Origin of the sequence: Prosthecobacter debontii, from assembly GCF_900167535.1 — a bacterium.
GTDB lineage: Bacteria > Verrucomicrobiota > Verrucomicrobiia > Verrucomicrobiales > Verrucomicrobiaceae > Prosthecobacter > Prosthecobacter debontii.
Genome location: NZ_FUYE01000003.1, coordinates 226,097 through 247,484, shown reverse-complemented (window position 1 = coordinate 247,484; position 21,388 = coordinate 226,097). Strand labels below are relative to the sequence as shown.

Genomic DNA, 21,388 nt, shown 5'->3' with positions numbered 1-21,388 from the left:
GCTGATCAAAACTATTTTCGATTCGCTAAATCTCGCTCGCCGAGGTGACCACCGAGAAGTCCACCGAAAGCGCCTCGAAGTGTCGGCGTCCGCAGCGGATTTTCTCGGCTTCACTGTTCCTCAGCTTCTCGAAATCCTTGGTGCCCTTGGTTTCGCGCACGAGGTATAGAATAGAATCATCGTGCTTCAAGATGGCCCAATCCGGGTTGTACTTGCCGATGGGCGTCTCGATAAGGAACCAGTGAGGCAGCTTCACGAACAACTTCACATCCTCCCGCTTGTCGAGTTTTTCGGCAAACTCACGCTCCACCTCCGAATCGTAAACAACCGCGTCATAGACTGACTTTTGAACCTCCAGACGGTTGTGGAGGTAGCCGACAATCTCTTCCTCCTCGAACAGCCTCATGCTGAACTCCTCGTCTGAGATTCGCTCGTACTTGATGCCGTCGATGATCAGCCGGTTCAGCTCTCGCTTCAGAATCGAGGCAACCTGGTCCATGAACTTTTGCGGATTGACCAGAAACTCCGCGAGTCGCCCGGACTCCTTCAGAATTCTCGCCAGCGTGGCGCGGGTCAGTTCTGTTTCACCCTGAAGGTAGGCGATGATGTCCGGCAGCGCACCGCGATACTCGACGGTTTCTCCCGACTCGCGCAGGACGGTTGAGGTGACCCCCTTGTTCTCAAGCCCAAGGCCCGCCTCTGTATAGCGAATGCGGACCGGCTGAACGCGCTCCATCTCTTTGATGGCTGCCGACGCATTCTTCACCAGCACTTCGGTCGAATATTCGACCGAATAGGTGGTCTTCGATTTGATGCGCTTCCAAAGCTCCTGGAACTCCGGGTCGAGCGCGAGCGCTTTTTTGAACACGAGCGGCTTCCCGTCCTCGTCTCGCTTGATGTGGCGTTCGATTTGGTAGCTCGCTAGCACCTCGATGATTTCGGCGCGGTGCGAAGCGTGTTCCGCTGGCAGCCCCAGATCAAAGCCGGGCGCTTTCGGGTTGAAGGCCGGGAGTATTTTCCCCTTGTCGTCGAGGATGCCCTTCGCCACGAGCGAAGACCAGATCACCTCAGAAGCGTCACGCCCGAGCGGCTTTGTTTCGTCGCCCTCTAGCACCTGAAGCTTCGCGAAGGCGAGTTTTGGCACTTTCCCGAATGTGACGCCGCAATCGACTTCGTACTCAGTCTGAAGCGTCCGCGCAAAATCCTCATAGCTCTCGTTCGCCACGACAATGAGCTTGTTGATGTTCTCGTCGAACACCCGCTCGCCCTCTTGGTTGACCGGGAGCCGGAGTCCTCGACCGATCTCCTGCCGCTTCTTCGTCGCCGACTGCGTTTCGTTCAGCGTGCAAATCTGGAACACATTGGGGTTGTCCCAACCCTCGCGAAGCGCGGAGTGGCTGAAAATGAAGCGCAGCGGCTCGTCAGCGGCCAGCAGGCGCTCTTTCTCCTTCATGATGAGGTTGTAAACATCATCGTCAGCCTGTGTGCTTCCGTTCGTGTCCTTGAGGATGCCCTTTTTGTCTTGGGCGAAGTAACCGTTGTGAAGCTGCTCAACAGGCCACGGGAGCAAGTCTTTGAGCGGCCCCTCGGAGGTGAGCCGTTTGTATGCCTCTTCAAAGGCCAGCGCGAACTTGCCTTTGACAGGCTGACCCTGCCCGTCGTATGCGCGGTAGTTTGCCACCTTGTCGATGAAGAAAAGGGATAGAACCTTGATGCCCCGTCCTTGGAGCTGCTTCTCCTTCTCAAGGTGCTTGCGAACAGTCTTCTCAATCTGAACTCGCCACAGGTCGTCTCGAATACCGCCAAGCTCTGCCCCCAAGGAAACTCGCTTGCCGCTGCTGAACTGAATGAACTCATTGCCCGGCTCGGCATTGATTTCGGTGATTTCGTATCCCGAGGCGTATTGCGCCCGCTCGTTCGACTTGATGTGCAGATCGTCGCCATGCTTCACGGCGACCTTCTTGCGCTTTGGCCCATCGGCCTGCTGAACATCAATCTCGACCTGAGCTTTGATTCCCTTTGTGTTGTCAACTTTGAGCAGCTTCACATACGCCTCGTTCTGCGCCCCATCGCCCGTGACGCTGGCGACGATAATCTGCTTCACCAGACGCAGCTCGTAAGCCCTGATCGGGTCGAGCTTGTGAACAAGGTTGTACGGATTGCGGTGAGTGGCTGAGTAGCGAAGTGTGCAGAGCGGGTTCAGGGCACGAATAGCCTCTTGCGCCTTCTCGGTGCCATCTACGCTCTGCGGTTCGTCAATGATGACGATGGGGTTGGTCGCCTGGACAAACTCGATTGGCTGTCGCCCTGAAAGCTTGTCGCTCTCCTTGTAAATGACATTGCTCTTGTTCTCGTCTGCCGTCCCGGTGAAGTTCTTGCGGAACGCATCAATGTTGATCACCAGAATTTGAATCTGGTTGCTCAAAGCGAACTGGCGAAGCCGATTTACTCGCTTCGCGTCGTAAACAAAATGCTCTGCGGGAACATTGTTGTAGAGCGCCCTGAAGTGATCGTTGGTGATCTCCAGATTTTTGAGCACACCCTCACGAATCGCCACGCTTGGCACCACTATTATGAACTTCTTGAAGCCGTAGGTCTTGTTCAGTTCAAAAATAGTTCGGAGATAGACATAAGTTTTGCCAGTGCCCGTTTCCATCTCGACCGAGAAGTTGAGCGGTGCAGAAGCCTCCCCCGTGACGGGAAGCAACGCGCTATCCGTATCGAGGTCATTCTGCACTTGAACCTCTTGGAGATTTTTCAGCAGCGTCTCGCGATCGAGCAGCAACCGATTCCCTACGCCAAGCTCCGTCTGCGTCTGACCGCTAAAAAGGGCTTGCCCTTCGGTGCTAAAAGCGATTTCAAAATCGCCTTGAGCTAAAGGCTGGCCGTCGAAAAGATTTACGACAGCTTCAACAGCCTGCCGTTGGTACTCTTGCTTTGCGTCAAACTGGAGCTTCATACCGTGCGGAAGCTGGTTACTCCTTTTGCCTTCATCGTCTGGACGGCGTTCGTCTTGAGCTGATCGTTCCCGCCAAAGCCTTCGTCAAGGCAGACAACTCGCTCCGGCCTGAGATCAGCGATGTGCTTGATGGTCTCAGGCAGTATGCTTTTTTCGAGGCACACAACCAGAGCACCGTCAGCGACACAATGGATGCTCTGCTCGTTGATCGATTTTGTCTCAACTTGAGTTGTGATCGGGAAACCCGACTTCAACAAGATCTCAAAAAGTAAGGCATCTTGAGACCGCCCAGGGGCGACATGCGAAACATGCAGCTCTAATTGCTTAGCTAGCCCCGTCTCGCCGTCGCTTGCTGATGCTTGCCAGAGATTGAAGCTCGAAGATTGAAGTCGGAACGCCCTAAATCCGAGGTCTTTTTTAGCTTTAGAAGACAAATCCAAAAGCCCTTCGCCCTCATTACTGAGCCTCTTGATGACCCTTCTGACACGCTCTCTCGTGAGGTCGGCAATCGTGACAAACTCTTTGCGTCCAGTCGGTTCGGGTAACTGAACAAGAATGAATTTGTTACTGATGTTTTCGTCCCGATTTCGCTCCAAGACCGCGTGAGCCGTAGTGCCGCTTCCACCAAAGAAATCGAGGACAATGTCATCGCTGCCGGGCGCTCCCAGACTGAGTAATTTTCGGATCAAACGGGTCGGCTTCGGTGTTTCAAAGGCATCAGGTGCGTCCGGGAAAAGAGATTGCACCTCCTTCTTCGCTTCATCGTTGTGACCAACCTCATCCCAAAGCCAAACGGTTTGGGCCACAACGCCTCCAACATCGGTGAGGAAGCGCTTGTAGGCAGGAACCTTGTTGTTGCCCTCCTTTCCCCACCACAGCCGACCGTCTGCGACATTCTTTTCATGCTGATCTTTGCTGTATGCCCAGACGCGCGACTTCTTTGGCCAAATCTCCTCACCTGTTAGCGGCTGGGTGATTGGGTAGTAGAGGTTTGGCCTCTCGTCAGCCGACTTGTTGCAGGTATAGTCACCCGGCTTCCACGCGCCACGCTTATCGTTGTCGGGGTTCGTGTAGGCCTTGTTCATGTCTTCAGTTCGCTCCTCTCGCGCTAGCAGGGCGACGATATTTCCTGACGCGTCCACAGGTCTTGTCTTCGCGTAAGCGAGTATGTAGTCGTGTGAGGTACTGAGATCGATAGTGTCGTTCGCGGGAGCGTACTTTTTCTGCCAAACAATGCAGCCAAGAAAATTCTCCTCCCCGAAAATTTCATTGCATAGCTTTCTCAGGTTATCGACCTCGTGATCGTCAATACTGATGAAGATCACACCGTCTTCCCGCAGTAAGTTCCGCGCCAGAAACAGGCGTGGATACATCATATTTAGCCACTTGGAATGGAATCGACCGTCAGACTCAGTGTTGGTGCTCAGCTTCTTTCCCTCGCCGTCAGTTTGACCCGTAAACTCCAGGTAAGTCTGGAGGCTTTCCGAGAAATTGTCTGGGTAGATAAAATCACCGCCCGTGTTGTATGGGGGGTCAATGTAGATCATTTTAACCCGCCGCAGATATGCTTTTTGGAGAAGCTTCAATACCTCAAGATTGTCGCCTTCGAGAATCAGGTTCTCGCTTCTATCAAAATCGACAGATTCTTCTCGTTGAGGTAGCAATGCCCCTGTACTCATCTGCTGGATTGTCTTGAAGCAATCCGCCTTACCGGGCCAAACCAAGCCAAAGCGTTCTTTCCCCGAATCAATGCTTTCTCCGAGGGTGAGCTTGAGTCGATCAAAGTCGATTTTTCCATTCTCCGTGAATACTTCTGGGAAAAGCTCTTTGAGACTGGTGCGGTTAAAATCCACCATATTGAGGGAGGAAATATCGAGTTTTTCGGGTTGTTCTGGCATGTTTTCCTTTGCGGTGAGGCTATTGTAAATCAGGAGTGGGTCTTGTGGCTAAGGTGGTCAGTCAAGGCCCAGCTTGGTCTTGGCGAGTAGTTCCATGGCGTCATAGTGAGGTTTGTCCTCTAGCGCCATCAGTTGGAGCAAGTTGCGCAGAATGTCTCGGGTCTCTGACAGAATGGATAGATCATGCCCAGGTTCGCCGATGCGGTCGGCGTGAGAATGTGTCTGCAAAAAGCGATACATTCTGGCCTTCAGCGCGGGATCAAGGCCAGTCGTGCGCCCGATTTTCGCGTGCAATGTATCGGTATCGCCCGGCTGGCGGAATGCCAAGAAGGACTCTAGCAACTTTCTCGCCATATTTGGCATTCCGTAAACGCTAGCGAGATCGAGTACCGGGTGTGAGTTATTGGCTTCTTGATAAACGCGGACGAACACAAAATGGTACTCAGACTGATAATCGTTTAGCAGTGAGTCGAGTGCTTTGATTTCAGCGGTTCTACCCTCCGTGGATGAATTACGCGTCTCAAGAAGATAGCGCTGATGCTTGCGCTTGTCCGGCCCGCGCAGATTATCGAACCAATCTTTTACTTGCTGAAAGAACGAAAAATTGTGTGTCAGCACGAAAAGCTGTCCTGCATCTTTGCAGCGTTCCTTCATAAATCCGAAGGCGCAATAAAGGGCATTAGCGTCCAGGCTCGAAACCGGGTCGTCAATGACAACAACATCATTCGCGATTTGAAAATCCTTACCCTGAAGAGACTTCAAAAAGTGTAGAAACGCCACAGCCGTCTTCTCCCCCTCGCTGAGATTTTGAGCGGGCACTCCAGAGCGTGTAATGGTGTAGCCGGTTTTTTCTGGATGAAACTGCAATTCATCTCTCCCCAGATAACTTCTCAACTCCTGATTTAGCTCTTCCGCTGGCCTGACATGCTCCGCAATTTCTTTCTCGATGGCCGTTATCTGCGAGTCCGCAGAGGAAATCAATGCCTGTAGTTTTGAGCGTTCTGTTTCTGCGTCGCTTAATGTCTTCACGCGATCAGCATAATCCTGAAGCGCGTCAGCTACTTCGTGGGATTCCAGTTTGTTCCTAGCCTCAGCGACGGAGAGGTCGAAAGCGTCGGTTTCTGTGTTGTGCTTCTCTAGCAGTTGGTTTAACACAGCGACTGAATCCTCAAACGATTCACGCCCCTCGTCCGTGGCGGGGCTTTCACGCTCTGACTCTGGGGTGAATTCAATCGTCTCAAAAGGCCGCAGCTTCTTTTGATTGATGGCGCTTACCAGCGCAACAAGCACCGCTTCACGCCGGACAGCCGCTCGGTTGACCCGCAACTCCGCCGTTTTATATGATTCAACTAAGTCTGTGTAGAGAGCCGCGGCGTCAGGCAACCGCAGCGCGCGGAGCGTTGCTCTGTCCCGATCAATTCTTTCGCAGAGCCGATCAAGGAGCAGGTTCAGCTCTCTGAACTTATCGTTGAAGTGCCCGTTAAGCTCCTCAATCCGATTGGGGGGGATGCGCTGCCCACAGAAATTGCAGAGGCCAGTGGCATCGCTGGTTGAATGAATGTGCAGACCCTTCTCTACCCAGGTCGCAACATCCGGCTTGTTTGCCAGATCATTAATCACAGCCGAAACCACTGATGTTTTCAATGCCTCCCTCACCTCCCTCAACAGGTGTTCCCTGTCAGAAATGGATGCGGAAACCAATGGAATTTTGGGTTTTGATTTATCCTGCTGTCTTTGAATCAGCTTGGTCCTAGCGTCGTCGTCAATCTGGAAGGCTGATGCGTTACCCCCAACCAACAGTGCTTCTGCCTTTTGGCGAAAACGCGACCGCTCATAGTTGCGGTAACTGCTCGATGCGTCATTTCCAATTAAGTCTTTGACTGCTTTTGCCCGAGCCTGACAAAAGCCTTCCAGCGACTTTGTTGCTGAGTTGAGGGCCGCTTCAGCCACCAGATAATTTTTCTGATGGTCAGCCAGTGCGGCACGCAGCCTCTCTACTTCCTTCTGTTTTTCTACGCTGTCTTCTCCAAGAACAAAAATCGGCACAACTTGATCAGTATCTCGCCGGAACACGCTGGCATTAACATAGTCGCGGTTAAACACCCGAACCTTTGGAAGTGCAGGCGTGGAGGCCAGCGCATCGCCCGCATATGCTGCGCCATCAAAAACAAATTGAACCTCCCCCTCAGTGATTGCCTCTCGTTTCTCAACGGCCCTAAACAGGTTGGATATGGTTGTCTTGCCGGCCCCATTCCAGCCATAAATCAGGTTGAATCGAGAGAAATCGTCGAGGCCAGATGTTGGCCAAGTGAAGTCTCGGAAAATTCGATGTCTCTTGATTTTGGCTATTCGATCAATCTTCATTTTTTGCTGTTTAAGCGAGTCTCCATTTGAGGTTAAACAACGATTTAAATTGAACTTGCTGGCCCAGCCGACGCTCGACCTCATCAATCAGAGAGTCCTTTTTCGCTTCAATAGCCTTTGCGGCCTCTTCGTATTCTTTCCAAGCCTCATCTCGCTTTGTGTCGAGGTTTCGCTTCTCGCGCTCAAGGGCCAGCTTTTCGGGAAGGTTCGCGGCGAGCCGTGACGAACGCTTTGCCTCCTTGATTTGATCCTCAAGTTCCTTCAGGCGAGTCTTGAGAGAGTTTCGCTGATCTTCTCCCCACCGATCCAGCTTCTCTAGCTCTTCCTCGAAAAACTTGCCGTTCTTCTCGCTGAGATTCACTAGTATGGCCTTCTTGTGCCGCTCCAACTCTGCACGCAGGGCCAGTGTCGCTGATTCGTCAGACGTAACTGCTGTTACCGATTGTGCCGGCAGCGAGAACAATCTCTGGAGCTGGTCTTGCCCCACCAACTCCCCATCATCTGTGCGCCCCGCTAACAAGAGATGATCTTCCGTTTCAAATGCGGAGACGGTAAGCACGCAGGCAGACAACCACCCAGATTTGCCTTTCAGCGCGTCGAGCGCGGCGATGTTCCGTCCGCTGGCTGAGAAAACCACCTCCGCGTCCGGAGTTTCCAGCTTTTGGCAGGACTCAATGATTCGCTGCGCGAGAGGGTGCCCAACTCGGTAGAGGTTGGCGTCTTCAACATTCTTTCCAGTGCGATACGGGCCGGGATGAATCCGCTCTTCTGGGAAGGGATTTTGCACCAACTGGAACGAGTGCCCTTCGTCTGCGAACTGCGCATGGTCGCGCAGGTAAAAGCGCGTGATTTGCCAGAGCCACTGCTCAAAACGAGACAGGGTTTCTTCCGCTCTCGCTTTGCCAACACGCAGCTTCTCTTGAACCTCTTCATCGAAGTTCTCCAAGAGTTGCTGCCGTGTCTGGCTGATTCGCTCGTCGATTTGACCTTCGAGTTCTTGCTGGAGCTGGTTGAAGTTAAAATCGATCTGCTCCGGTGTCCGGCAGGTCTGGTAAATCGATGCGATCCTTTTTTCGAAATCGACGCCTGACTCGATGCTTCCCAGCACTTCATCACTGGCTCCGAACACGCCATCAAAGAGCTTGAACTTATCCCTGAGAAGCTGGTAAACGCGCTGGTCTGCCGCGTTGCTCTTGTTGAGAAAGTTCACCACCACGACATCGTACTTTTGGCCGTACCTGTGGCAGCGCCCAATGCGCTGCTCGATCCTTTGGGGATTCCAGGGGAGGTCGTAGTTCACCACCAAGTTGCAGAACTGAAGATTGATTCCTTCCGCCGCTGCTTCGGTGGCGATCATAATGATGGCTTCATCGCGGAAGCAATCGACGAGAGCAGCTCGCATATCGGCGCTCGGTGAGCCTGTCACCCGGTCAGTGCCCTTATGCCGCTCGATCCAGTTTCGATAAATTTGCTTTGAACGCTGATCGCTATTCGTGCCGTTGAACAAAACAACACGCCCCTTGTACCCCGCCCCCTCCAAGAGCTGGAGCAGGTAACTCTGCGTCCGGGTTGACTCAGTGAAAATAATGGCCTTGGCATTCAGCGTGGGCGCAGAACCTCGTCGCTGCGCTTCGGTGGCAGCGCTGAAGCCCGCGCTCAGCGCTTGGAGCAGCGACTCCCCCTTCGAGTTCTTTTGAATGGACTTTGCTAGCGCGGTGAAGCGCCTGAGCAAGGCAACCTCATTTTTGATTCGCGCCAGGTCTTCGGCTGTGTAAGCGGCTTTCTCTGCCTGCTTTTCCTCTTCGTCCGTCCACTCTTCCTCAGTCTCATCCACCGTATCGTAGTCAGGAGCCACTTCTCCAGGATCACATTGGGCAACCTCTGCGGGGGCGTTTTGAACTGCGGCAGCTTCGAGTCTTGCGGCCAACGCTTCTAGCGTCCCTGAAATAGCGAAGGTCGATGATGCTAGCAGCTTGCGAACAATCATGGTCATGAGCTGCCTGCGGCTGGACGGAAGAGCGTAGAGCTGATCAGCCTGAAGGTAGTCCGAAACGAGGTCGTAAAGTTCCTGCTCTTCCTGAGTCGGATAGAACTCCTGAGTGATCGGAATCCGGTTTGTATATTTGATGTATTCGAGCACCTGCCGCCTGAGCGTGCGCTGGCAGACCTGCTTCAGCCGCTCGCGTAGCGATCTGAAGTCGTCATCATTCCGCAGGCTGGCGAACTGCGACTTGAAGCTCTTAATGTCACCGAAGGTGTAGTCGTCGATTATGCTCACGAGGCCATATAGCTCTTGGAGTGAGTTTTGGAGCGGCGTGGCCGTCAAAAGCACCTTGGGTGCGTGCGCTACCGCAGCCTTGATCGCGTTCGCAATACGGTTGGTCGGTTTGTACACATTCCGCAGACGATGCGCTTCGTCGATGATTACCAAGTCCCAGCTCACCTGCTTCAGGTAGGAGTCTTTTGCGCGGGCGAAGTGATAGGAGCAGATGACAATCGAAGGCTGGTCGAGGGGGTTTAGGTTCCCCTGCTTAATGAACTGGTTGAACGACTTGGCTTCGAGAATAATCGACGGGAGAAAGAACTTGTCGGCAAGCTCTTGGCTCCACTGTTTGCGCAGGTTCGCCGGGACAATAATCAGCAACCTCCGCTTTCTCTCCGCCCACTTCTGCGAAAGGAGAATTCCCGCTTCAATCGTCTTCCCCAGCCCTACCTCGTCAGCGAGAATTGCCCCTCTCGACAGAGGTGAACGAAAGGCGAACAGCGCTGCGTCAATCTGGTGGGGGTTTAGATCAACCTGCGCATCTGCCAGCGAGGCAGCGAGCTTTTGAACACTGTCTGAGGGGCAGCGTTTTGTCAGCTCGTGGGCTAGGTATTTGGCGTGATACGGAGTGCTCATCCGGGAGGATTGGGCTTTCCAAACCACGAACAGTGTTCGGGTTGTCTTGGAGACTTGCGAGCACGCCTGAGGTCGAGAGAGCGCAGCCATTATAGGTGCCTAAATGGCTGTGGCAATCCTCGTGGTTTTTTATCCTCAGAGTGCGAATGCCGTTGACGATGCCTGTCTGTTTCATGTAGGCGTGTCCCAGTGCAGCTCTGCCAACCGCAATGGTCGCGAAATCGGCAAGTTCTGATTCAGTCGGCGGTCCAGAATGGCTCGCAACGGCGGGCTGTCTTTTCGCCGCAACAGCAGCCTTTGCGTGGATTCCCGATTCCCTGTGGAACCGTCTCATTCCTCTGCCCGCAGGGAGATTCTTCCTGCCCGCCTTCGCTTCGGCTTTCGCGTCTGGCTGGCTGATTGGTGCCTGGAGGCAGGTTTCAGAGCTTTCGGGAGAGGAAGGCGCAATTCGGTCTAAAGCCTCAATCTCCGGCCTTCTAGCGGCTCTGGTGGCCTGTGTGGCAGCGTACTCGGCGAATCTTGGCTCTACCATTCGGAACCTGCCGTTCCCACTCGCCGTCGTCCTCCTTTTACTATCCATTCTTCCGTCCGCGCTCTTCGCGACAGTTGGAGCAAACTTGAGCCACCGCGCGAGGCGACGCCAAACTGTATTCGGCAAGACATGGGGGGTTCGAGGGAGCGTGCTCTCCCTCGCTTTGAACGCCCTCTTGCCCGCTTTCGGTGTCCTCGTCTGGCCTGCGGTCTATGTGTTCGGGAAGGCTATGGAGAAGCCTTCCGTTGTCGTCACCGCCAAGCCAACTCCAATCGTTTCGACGCCCCCTCCCCAACCCCGTTATGTGAAGCCGGAAGGTTTCGATTCGGCAAACGCCTGGAAGCGAATCGTGTTGCACGAAGACGCAATACCAAATACAGACGCCAAATCGGCCATAGAACTGTCCCGCAACGAGCGCCAAATCGCGTTCGTTGCGCGCGAGCGGGGCGAACACCAGCTTGTCGTGCGGCACCTCTACGATCCGGGACCGGATTACTCGCTCACGGTGGACGGCGGCATCGCAGCGATGTCTTGGTCCCCCGACGACAAGCGAATCATTTTTGTCTCCGGTGTAAGCGGCGCGATTTGGGTCTGTGTTCCCGAGAGCGGCAAGTTGATTCGACTGCCAATCCCGGCTCTCGATGGGGGTCAGCGCTACGGCTTGGTATGGTGGCGCGATGAGTCCGTCGTCATTTATCCCAGCCGTGGCGATCCGGGCATCTTATCGCTCGATTCCCTGCGCATCGCCACGGCAGCCAAAGACCCGCAGTGGGCAAAGCTGACCGATGACGAGCGGACGCGCATCGGACAGGAGGCATTCACGCCGGGCATGGAGAAGACGCCGAAGGCACACTTCGCCTTCATCGGTGGCCTCGGAGACGACTCGCGGACGCTCGCCCTCAACGACGAAGAATCACTCTACACTCGACTCGCGGCAAGCGCAGAGCACGGCTTTACCAGCGCGTTTCCCAACCGTGACGGCACCATGTTCTTCCTGATGGAGCCGGAGCGTCTTCGCATTCTCTATATGGGGCTTCGCCAGTCGCCTTCGCTGCGATTTGTTGCGGAGTCGAAGAGCGATTTTCCAACAGCTCCCGCCGTAAAGACAGCGCTGGAACAGCGGTCCGTTCGCGCGGCGGTGGTCGCACCGATCATCAACCCGCTCAACGGCAAGACCGTCGCGGGGAACCCTAGAACTATTAAAGGCTACGCCCGCTTCATCGCGGCGGACGACAAGACCTGCACCGTCTGGATCGAGCAGGAGCGCCAACCGATTCGGGAGGGCGATGTGCTCATGACGCTTTCGGCGATTCAAGACGGCGACGAGTATTCGATCTCTCCCGACTGGTGGGCCGTGATAAAGGCGGCTGACGACAATCAGTCTGTCCCCCGTCGAGCCGTAGTAGCGACGTTGATGCCGTCCCGCAGCCGTGATTTGCGGCCTCTACCTGAGCCAGCACCGCCGCCCGCGCCAACGCCAACCACAGCCCAGTCCCCTGTGGGTCCTCCGCTCCTGCCTCAGCCCGCGCCGCAAGCTACCCCTCCGCCAAAGCCGCCCGTCCCTCTCCAAACAACCGTCAGATCACAGTCGCCCGACCCAACACCCCAGACGCCAAAGCTCGCCGACGAAGAGAGGCTGCGGCAGTTCATAGTCGAACACAGCGCGCGCTTCAGCCGAGGCGACCTCGAAAACGTCGTGAGTGGATACGGGGCAGCTATCGACCTCGGGCCTGGCAAATCCATGTCCCGCGAAGAATTCGGCGAAATGCTCAGGCGCAACCGTGCCGGGACCACCACCTTCACCGAGACGCCCGTTCCACCCATAGAGGTGACTCGATTGTCCGGGAACCGCTTCTCCCTTTCGTACGTAGCCCGCATCGAAATCTCTAGCCCCAGCAAGCCGAAGCAGATTGCCGAGGTCCTGATGGACCTAGAAGTGCTATTGACGAATCAGGGGCCGAAGATCGTCAAGCAGCGAGAGAGCACCTTGAAAGTCCAAACCAGTGGAGGGCGGAAGTGAGCCATGTTCGGAATTTGGAAACACCGCAAACCTCTGGTGCACGACCACCAAGCTACCTACCTGGAGAATTTCTCCATTGCACCCGGCGATCTCTATAAAGCTATTGAGTCAGAGATTGCCGAGAAGCAGTTGCCAGATATTGAGGTGTCGCGAGTTTTCTTCCGCGAGGGCGGCCTTCTCTCGGCAAACCGCGAGTACCTGCGAGTTAGGCGCGAGCGCTTCGCTTACCTCGTTTGCGCCGCGCCGTGGGGCACTTCATTTTTCTTCAGCACGCGCTTCACCGAGATTCCCTGCTCACTCAGATGGTGGGAAGTAATCGTGGCGCTAATGTTCGTTGCGGGAGCATTCATCGCCTACTGGCAGCTACTTGGGCTGTACTGGGGCATCGCCATTTTTGCGCTGAACGTGATCGCTTTCGTTACGCTCTGCCGGAATCTCGTCACAATGGGCTGGAACCGCCTCGACGACCTGTTGCTGCGCCTCCCCGTTTTTGGGGTGATTTACGAGGCATTTCTCCGGCCAGTGACTTTCTTTCGCGACGACACCAGAGGACTCTTCCAGAACCTCGTCCAATCCATTGTCCATCGGCAAATCGCCGCCTTCACCGCTTCGTCTGGCTTGAGCCTGCTGGAGTTCAAAGACCTCAAACCGGACCGACCGCTCGCGGCATTCCTCAGGAAGGTATTGGGAGGCTGATCTATGGGATGGATCGACAAAGCGCTGACCGACCAGTTCTACCGCTGGGAGCTGCGGGGACGCGGCTGGCAGCACTACGACGCACCAGTTTCTATTGAACCGCCGTTCCGCCCATTCTTCGGCCACTTCGTTTCTCAGAATGGCTCTCCGCCCGCAGATGACGGACGCCACGAGACCATTGGAAGCCGATTCTTAGGCGGCGTGAGCCGCCTCCTATCGCCGGAACCAGCGGCGCAGGCATCCGAGCATACGACCGATAACGAGCCAGGGCCGTTCTACGAAGAGCGCGGCGAGATGACCGAGGCGCAGATTACCTTGCCGGACATCAAGGGCATCAGCCGCGACACAATGGAGTCATGGTTCCTGTCGCTGTCATCTTGCCGCGAACCCGTGGCTTTCGAGCTGGTAGGGAGCGCAAGGGAGATCGTCGCGCAGTTTGCCGCAGGGATCGCCGACGCCCCGCTGCTCACTCAGCAGATTGCCGCGCACTTCCCCGGAGCCGAAGTAGTCCCGCAAAACGACTACCTGCACCAGCGGTGGCGCGAAGCGGGGCCACAAATGGCGGTCGTCGAGCTTGGACTCTCCGATCTCTGCATGGTCCCGCTCGCCCTGCCTAGGAGCGACATCTTCGTGAGCATGGCAGCGGCAATGTCTGACCTCGCGCCACAGGAACTCGCGGTGTTCCAGGTCGTCTTCGAGCCGACGCGCCACGCATGGGCGGAGAGCATCCTCCGCGCCGTGACCGACAATACGGGAGGGCCGTTTTTCGCGAACCGACCCGAGTTGGTGAAGCAGGCGCGAGAGAAAATACGCTCGCCTCTTTTCGCCGCCGTGGTACGGATCGCGGTGTTTGCCGACGACCGCGAGCGGGCGCACGGATTGTGCCTAAACATGGCATCGTGCCTTCGCTCCTTTTCCCAAATTGGCGGCAACGAACTGATACCTGTTTCCGACGACGAGTACCCAGCCGAAGCGCACGAAGAGGATATTCTCCGCCGCCAGAGCCGACGGACGGGAATGCTTCTCAACGCGGAGGAGCTGACCGGCTTCGTTCACCTGCCCACGAGCGCCGTCGTATCGTCAAAGCTTCGACGCGACACCGGGCGCACGCGGCCCGCGCCCGCCCACCTCTCTGAGCAGGCCGACCTCCTGCTTGGCGTCAATCAGCATGCGGGCCAGGAATCTCCCGTCTGGTTGCGCATGGATCACCGCGTCCGGCACACGCACATCATCGGCGGCTCTGGCTACGGCAAGACGACATTCCTGTTCAACTGCATTAGGCAGGACATCGAGAACGGTTTCGGGTGCGGTCTCCTGGACCCCCACGGCGACCTCGCCGAGAGAGTCCTCGATTTTGTCCCACGAGACCGGCTCGGCGATGTCGTGGTCGTTGACCCGACCGACGAAGAGTTCTCCGTTGGGTTCAATATCCTCGCCGCGCACAGCGACTTCGAGAAAGACCTGATCGCCTCTGATCTCGTGGCGGTGTTCCGCCGACAATCTTCAAGCTGGGGGGAGCAAATGGAGAGCGTGCTTCACCACGCCATTCTCGCCTTCCTCGAAAGCTCGCGCGGCGGCACCATCGCCGACCTGAAAAACTTCCTGCTCGACGCGGGCACCCGGAACGAGTTCCTGAAAACGGTCCAAGACCCGGATGTGGTCTTCTACTGGAAGAAGGGGTTCCCGCAGCTCGGCGGAACGCGGTCAATCGGCCCCGTGGTTACCCGGCTTGAGAAGCTGCTCTCGCGCAAACCTGTCCGGCGCATGGTGTCGCAGCGGGTGAACAAGCTCGACTTCGCCGACATCCTCGACAGCGGCAAGATTTTCATCGCGAAGCTGCCGCAGGGGCAGATCGGCGCGGAGAACGCCCACCTCATCGGCACGCTCCTCGTCTCGAAGTTTCAGCAAATGGCTATGGCCCGCCAGCGGATGCGCGAGGAAGACCGCAACCCGTTCTTCCTCTATGTGGACGAGGCGGCGAATTTCCTCACGCCGTCGATGGCGGAAATTCTGTCAGGGGCGCGCAAGTACCGCCTCGGACTCATCCTCTCCCACCAGGGCTTGAGCCAACTCAAGGCGGAGCCGCAGGTTGCCGGTGCGCTAGATTCGAGCGCCTGCACGCGCATCGTGTTCCGCGTGGGTGACCAAGATGCTCGGGCGCTCGCCGACGGCTTCTCGCACTTCGAGGCGCGGGAGCTGCAAAACCTCAGCGTAGGTGAGGCGGTGTGCCGCGTCGAGCGGAGCGACGCCGACTTCAACATCGCTACCCTCCCCGAGCTGGGACGGTTCGAGGGAACGGACTACGCCGGTCGAGACGAGGCCGTTGCCCGATCAAGGGCAGCCTACGGAACGCCAAACTCCGAGGCGGACGCAGCGGCGCACGAGGCGGCGGCGACCTATGCGGACGAGCCGGGGGTGGAGCCAGAGCACAGCCGCGACGATGTGACGGCACCGAGATCGGATGAAGAAGCTCCGGACCCTGAGCCACCAGCGGCCAAGGTGGCACCCGCCGTGCCCGCTGAGCTTGGGCGCGGCGGCGAAGATCACCGAAACTTGCAGAGAGAGTTCAAGTCTATCGCCGAATCGCTCGGCTTCAGGGCCACCATCGAGAAGCAGCTCCCCGGCACGCTCGAATGCACGGACCTATTGCTCGAACGTGAGGGGTTCACGATAGCCGTGGAAATTACCGTTACCAACACACTCGACTACGAGCTGCGCAACATTGGAAAATGCCTCAGGGCGGGAGTTTCGCAGGTTGCCGTCGTAGCCGCAGAATCGGGTAAGCTCGCGAAAATTGAGGCGGCAGCCCGCGTCTCCTTTGGCCACCAGCACGGCGACCGCCTGCGATTCTTCCTCCGCGACGGCTTCAACGAGCACCTTCAGAACTTTGTGCTGGCCGAGCCTCCACAAGAGCCGATGCCCGACAAGCAGGTGCGGCACAAAGGCTGGACGGTGAGGACGACGACCGTTCACATATCACCGGAAGAGGCGAAGGAGCGCGAGGCGGCTGCCGCAAAGATTTTGGCAAGCTCGTCAAGACGGGCAAAAGGCGACGGCGAGGCGGCGCAGTAACCAGGCTTACTTGCCCAGCTCCCTTGCCAAAACTTCAAGCAGTTCGCAGACGCGGATAACATCAGCTTCTTTGAGGCGAATACGCTGGCCAACGGCGATGCTCGGATCGTTGGTCTTCTTCAGGTAATCGCTGTCCACAACCCCCTCTCTGTGCGCTAGCAAATGACGCTTCTGAAGCATCTTCCCAAGAAACGCCATGTCAGAAGAGGAAAGGACCTGATCGTATCGGCGACGACCAATCTTCTCCCAGAGATCGGAGGCATCTCCAAGGCGCTGGAAGGCCCCTCGCTTGAACTCACTACCACCAGAAACCTGCTGGAACCGCGCCTCTGAGAATCTCTCAAATCCACCCACCACCCGGACCAAGCTTTGTTCGACCAAGAGACGCGCGACATCTACTGCATGATCCTTGTCTCCATCGCCAATCGCCGCCGAGAGGGCGGATATGGCCGCGAGCGTTCCACGAATGGTTTTCAGCGTTTCTGAGAAAGTTCGGAGCACCGAATTGTGGCCGCAGGCAGGACAAAAGTAAGCAGCACCAATTGACGCGAAAACACACCCGCATGCTTCGCAAGCTATCTTCTGCTTCATAGCCTCAGCGAAGCGCGCCGGGAATACCCAGGAGTTAACCTGTGGCTTTACCGACATCGACATGCTGATCAGCCCGCCGCTTCGCTGGGTCGAATTAAAGTCTTTCGCCCACTCTTTCAGCATTCCGTGAACTTCGCGCTCGACCAATTCTTTAGCCTTGCGTCGAACATAGCGGTTTTGCTCCTCAGTGTTCCATTCCTCTGCCTTGTCCTGATGCCGACAGAAAGGGCAAAAAACGACCTCATCTTTGACGTGATCCTTCCAACTGCCCTCGGCGACCTTGAAGACGCCGCGACATTCCTCGCTGGCGCACTGCCGATCCAAGAAGCCCTCCGAATCAACGGGCAGCTTAATCGTGATAGTGCGGGTGCCCCGCAGCCGATCAAATGGTTTCCGAAACGCCATGCGCTCTATTTGAGTGGATATTCTTGCTCCACGCAACCGCCTTCGGCTGATTTCACCATCCGTGAATAGCCAAGTTTTAGATTGAAGAAAGAACAAGCTCGCTATTGTCTGTAGCTATGCCCGCATTGCCTTTTTTACAATCTGGAGCCAAGCGAGTCGGCGTCTGGATTCGCGTCTCGACCGAAGATCAGGCACAAGGCGACAGCCCGGAGCACCACCGCGCACGCGCCGAGCACTACTGCGCCGCGAAAGACTGGGAAGTGGTTGAGACATACGACCTCGCCGGGGTGTCAGGCAAAGCAGTCATGGACCACCCGGAGACGCGGCGGATGATGGCCGACGTGAAGCGCGGCCACATTGCCGCGCTGGTATTCTCGAAGCTCGCCCGCCTCACTCGCAACGCCCGCGAGCTAATGGATTTCTCGGATTACTTCCGCGCCCACAATGCCGACCTCGTGTCGCTCCAGGAGAGCATCGACACGAGTACCCCTTCAGGACGCCTCTTCTACAACATGGTGGCGGCGATGGCGCAGTGGGAGCGCGAGGAGATCGTTGACCGCGTTCGCGCCTCCGTCGCCGTAAGGGCGAAGCTCGGCAAACCCCTCGGAGGCCGCGCGTCTTTCGGCTACGTCTGGGACGACAAGCGGCTGCGCCCCGACCCGAAGGAAGCGCCCGTGCGCCGCCTCATCTACGAACTCTTCGCCGAGCACAAGCGCCGCAAGACGGTTGCACGGCTCCTGAACGAACGCGGGCATCGCACGCGCGACGGCAGCAAGTGGAGCGATACCAGTGTCGAGCGCCTAATCCGCGACCCAACCTCCAAGGGGCTATACCGCAGCAACTTCACCAAGAACCTTGGCCGCAAGTGGGAGCTGAAGCCGGAGAGCGAGCACGTTTATACGAGCGTCGAGCCGATTGTCTCTGTGGAGCTTTGGCAGCAGTGCAATGACATTCTCGACAGCCGCCGCGCATCCCGCCAGAAGCCCGGTAAGTTGTCCGACCACATCTTCACAGGCGCGGTTCGCTGCGCGTGCGGCGGGAAGATGTATGTCTTCAGCAACTCACCAAAGTATGTATGCTCGAAGTGCCGTCATCGCATACCTTGCGACGACCTAGAGCACCTCTTCCGCGAGCACGTCCGCGACTACTGCGTTAACCCTGACACACTCAAGCACTACATCGAGCGCGTCAGCGACGGCTTGCGCGAGAAGCAGGCGCTCGCCCAGACGATGCGGCAGGACATAGCGCGGCTGCGAGAGGAGTCGGAGCACATCCTGAAGCTCTACATGGCGAGGAAAATCACAGCCGAGCGTTTCGGCGAAATGGACGGCCCTGCAACCGAGCGGCGCAAACAGCTCGAAGCCGAGCTGCCGCAGGTCGAGGCGCAGATCGCCCTCTTGCAGGTGGACGGCCTGAGCCAGGAGCAGCTAGCCGCCGAGGCGACCAATCTCTATGAACGATGGCCCGGCCTATCGAACACGGAGAAACGCGACATCGTGAACCTCATCGCACGGACGATCACCGTCGGGAACGAGGAAGTCATCATTGAAATGATTCACTTTCCCTCATTTCAAGAAGCTGAAAAAGGGCAATGTAGCGTCAAGGATTCATGGCAGAGACTAACAAAAAGGATGCGGGAAATGTCACGGAACCCACGGCCCGCGAGATTGTCACTTTTCCATCCTCCAGAGGCTGGCGCATCACCTCCAGCGTGCTGCGGCGAAACTCGGGCAGCTCATCCAGAAAGAGGACTCCATTGTGCGACAGGCTCACTTCCCCGGGCCCAGGATTGGTGCCGCCGCCGAGCAGCCCCGCATCACTGATCGTGTGGTGAGGGGAACGAAAAGGCCTTGTCGCGACAAAGGCCTGCTTTTCACTGAGTAGACCTCCCACACTGTGAATCTTGGTGGTCTCGATGGCTTCCTCCTCCGTCATGGAGGGCATGATCGTGCCCACTCGTTTGGCGATCATCGATTTCCCGGTTCCCGGTGGACCTACCATCAGGATGTTATGTCCACCGGCCACGGCCACTTCGATGGCGCGCTTGGCATCGCCTTGACCTTTCACATCGGCAAAGTCGATGTCGTAGTGAGCTGCCGCAGCGAAGAACTCCGTGGCACGGCAAGGCTCGGGAGCGAGTTCGATCTCGCCCTTCAGATACTCCACCACCTCCCGCAGGTGACTCACGCCGATGATGTCGATCCCCGCCACCACACTGGCTTCCGTGGCGGCTCGTTTCGGCACCAGCAGTCGCTTGCGTCCGCGTGCTCGGGCCTCCAGCGCGATTGCCAGCAGACCGCGCACGGGTCGCAGTTCTCCATTCAGTGCTAGCTCCCCCACCATCGCCGTTTCCGCCAGGATGCGGATGGGGATCTTCACCCGATGCGCGATCAGCGAGATGGCGATGGGCAGGTCAAACCCTGGGCCCTCCTTTTTCAAATCCGCTGGCGCAAGGTTTACTGTGGTCGTGCCCTCATTCAGGGCAAACCCGCAGGAGGAAATCGCTGCCGTCACCCGCTCCCGACTCTCTTTCACCGAGGCATCCGGTAGCCCGACGATGAACATCTTGGGGTTCCCGCCACTGTCGAAAGACTCGATTTCCACCTCAATGGCATTGACGCCGAGGAGGGTGGCAGAGTAGGTGCGGGCAACCATGGTGGCTAGATCCAACCCTAGGATGATCGGAATGCAAGTCCGAGGGTGAATCGACCTATGATCCTCATGCGATTTCTCCAAACGCGCTCTCAACGCCGCCTGCCTGGGCAGGATCGTGAATCCCGTTTTGTAGACCTTTTTCACTTTGTCTACAAAACTTCCGCTGGGAATACCTAACGCACACCTCGTGACGGCACCGGTCCCGAGACTGCGGTGATCCTGCCGTCATCATGAGGCAAGCTGCCCTCACACCTTGTTTTAACGGCGCCTCCCGGTCCCTTATCATTTCCATCCATCCAAGAACGCTGTTTGGTCTCCCTACTCATGCCCCGATCAGGTTGGGTTAACTTCTGCAAAAGCAGGTGCCAAGTCGCGTGGGCAGGCTCTGACCGCCGCATGGCACAGCAAAGTGGTCCGCACACTCCGTGTGCGGGTAACCGCGTCGAAGTCCGAGGGAGGTTTAAACGTTTGTGATCATGAAGTCATCCCCAATTCCCCTGTGGAACAAACACACACCCGTTTCCATGGCCTCCCCCCATCCTTAGAAAATGAGGCGAGTAGGTTTCGCCATACTCGCTCTCCCATCTCTCCGCCTGCGCAGCCTCTCGACAGGCATCCAACGGACAACTTCCTCTGCTCCTCGAACCTTGGATTGCCTAACGACGGTGTTTTTGTCAAAGTGGTGATCATGAAGTCGCAGACCTGTTGGCACTCGGCAAAACGGCCGGTCATCGCGTTCTTTGACGGACTCAAAGGACTTGTAGCGCATCATCATCAGCGAGTGAGGTGTTGCCGTGCGCGTTTTACCAATCAGATATTTTTGGTTCCATTCATTTGGTTAGCCGGACTTGGTGCCGACACCATCCAAGCGGCGGAGCCGAGTGACGTCCCTAAATATCAGGGATCGACCGTGAAACCGGCGTGGATTTCCAAAAGGCTGTCTCTTGAGGAACTGGAATCGATGATCCACACTGAGCGCATTCAGCAAATCATCGCACTCTCGCAGATCCAGTCTGACAAGAGCAACCCGTGGATCATCGACGGAGTTAAAGGCAGCGGGATGATGCCACGCGCTTACTATAAGGAGGCGATCACAGAACTTCTGAAAGACGCTCCCGAACTCATCCGCTTGCGGCGCGAGATCCTTCCCGGAGATCAATTGTTCCAATTTGATTCACTCCAAACTTCGGAGCGAATCGGCAAAGGTTTCATCGTCGTCCGAGCAGGGCAGGTTATCTTTGAGTGGTGGACCCATGATTACTAATGGTCAACTCGGCAATGCAAACAGACAACGCCG

At 56.6% G+C, this 21,388-nt stretch carries 10 protein-coding genes and 1 pseudogene; 5 read left to right on the top strand and 6 right to left on the bottom strand.

The window, feature by feature from the left end; all coding sequences use genetic code 11:
- Window positions 1–25: 25 nt before the first annotated feature.
- From B5D61_RS05865 to B5D61_RS05850, 4 genes are read right to left on the bottom strand one after another with little or no spacing between them, the layout of a single operon-like run.
- A complete protein-coding gene (locus tag B5D61_RS05865; RefSeq protein ID WP_078812390.1) occupies window positions 26–2,959 on the bottom strand; it encodes a type III restriction-modification system endonuclease in 2,934 nt (977 codons plus the stop codon).
- On the bottom strand, window positions 2,956–4,857 hold the full coding sequence (locus B5D61_RS05860) for a site-specific DNA-methyltransferase (RefSeq protein WP_078812389.1): 1,902 nt from the start codon (window positions 4,855–4,857) through the stop codon (window positions 2,956–2,958). Before B5D61_RS05860 ends, B5D61_RS05865 begins: the two co-directional genes overlap by 4 nt.
- Before the next feature lie 57 nt (window positions 4,858–4,914).
- Window positions 4,915–7,221 carry an AAA family ATPase gene (locus tag B5D61_RS05855; RefSeq protein WP_176159244.1) on the bottom strand — a complete coding sequence of 769 codons (2,307 nt, stop codon included), beginning with the start codon at window positions 7,219–7,221 and terminating at the stop codon, window positions 4,915–4,917.
- Window positions 7,222–7,231: 10 nt separating this feature from the next.
- The gene (locus B5D61_RS05850) at window positions 7,232–10,120 is read right to left on the bottom strand and encodes an SNF2-related protein (RefSeq protein ID WP_078812387.1); all 2,889 of its coding nucleotides are present in this window, start codon (window positions 10,118–10,120) and stop codon (window positions 7,232–7,234) included.
- A 695-nt stretch (window positions 10,121–10,815) separates the two neighbouring features.
- Between B5D61_RS05850 and B5D61_RS05845 the strand changes: the two genes are divergently transcribed.
- From B5D61_RS05845 to B5D61_RS05835, 3 genes are read left to right on the top strand one after another with little or no spacing between them, the layout of a single operon-like run.
- Window positions 10,816–12,672, top strand: coding sequence for a TolB family protein (locus tag B5D61_RS05845; RefSeq protein WP_176159243.1), 1,857 nt, complete (start codon window positions 10,816–10,818; stop codon window positions 12,670–12,672).
- Between the two features lie 3 nt (window positions 12,673–12,675).
- Entirely contained in the window at window positions 12,676–13,368 is a 693-nt protein-coding gene (locus B5D61_RS05840; RefSeq protein ID WP_078812385.1) for a hypothetical protein, read from the top strand.
- Between the two features lie 3 nt (window positions 13,369–13,371).
- The gene (locus B5D61_RS05835) at window positions 13,372–16,440 is read left to right on the top strand and encodes a type IV secretory system conjugative DNA transfer family protein (protein WP_078812384.1); all 3,069 of its coding nucleotides are present in this window, start codon (window positions 13,372–13,374) and stop codon (window positions 16,438–16,440) included.
- A gap of 6 nt (window positions 16,441–16,446) precedes the next feature.
- Here B5D61_RS05835 and B5D61_RS05830 read toward each other — a convergent pair whose 3' ends face one another.
- Window positions 16,447–17,436 carry a hypothetical protein gene (locus tag B5D61_RS05830; RefSeq protein ID WP_078812383.1) on the bottom strand — a complete coding sequence of 330 codons (990 nt, stop codon included), beginning with the start codon at window positions 17,434–17,436 and terminating at the stop codon, window positions 16,447–16,449.
- 116 nt (window positions 17,437–17,552) lie between these two features.
- Here B5D61_RS05830 and B5D61_RS26795 point away from each other — a divergent pair.
- A pseudogene (locus B5D61_RS26795) lies at window positions 17,553–18,389 on the top strand (recombinase family protein); the annotation flags it as partial.
- A 646-nt stretch (window positions 18,390–19,035) separates the two neighbouring features.
- Here the strand turns inward: B5D61_RS26795 and B5D61_RS26790 are convergent.
- Window positions 19,036–20,091 carry a YifB family Mg chelatase-like AAA ATPase gene (locus B5D61_RS26790; RefSeq protein ID WP_078812381.1) on the bottom strand — a complete coding sequence of 352 codons (1,056 nt, stop codon included), beginning with the start codon at window positions 20,089–20,091 and terminating at the stop codon, window positions 19,036–19,038.
- Between the two features lie 688 nt (window positions 20,092–20,779).
- Between B5D61_RS26790 and B5D61_RS05815 the strand changes: the two genes are divergently transcribed.
- Window positions 20,780–21,355: a hypothetical protein gene (locus tag B5D61_RS05815; RefSeq protein ID WP_078812380.1), complete on the top strand. Its 576-nt coding sequence runs from the start codon at window positions 20,780–20,782 to the stop codon at window positions 21,353–21,355.
- The last annotated feature ends 33 nt before the right edge of the window (window positions 21,356–21,388 follow it).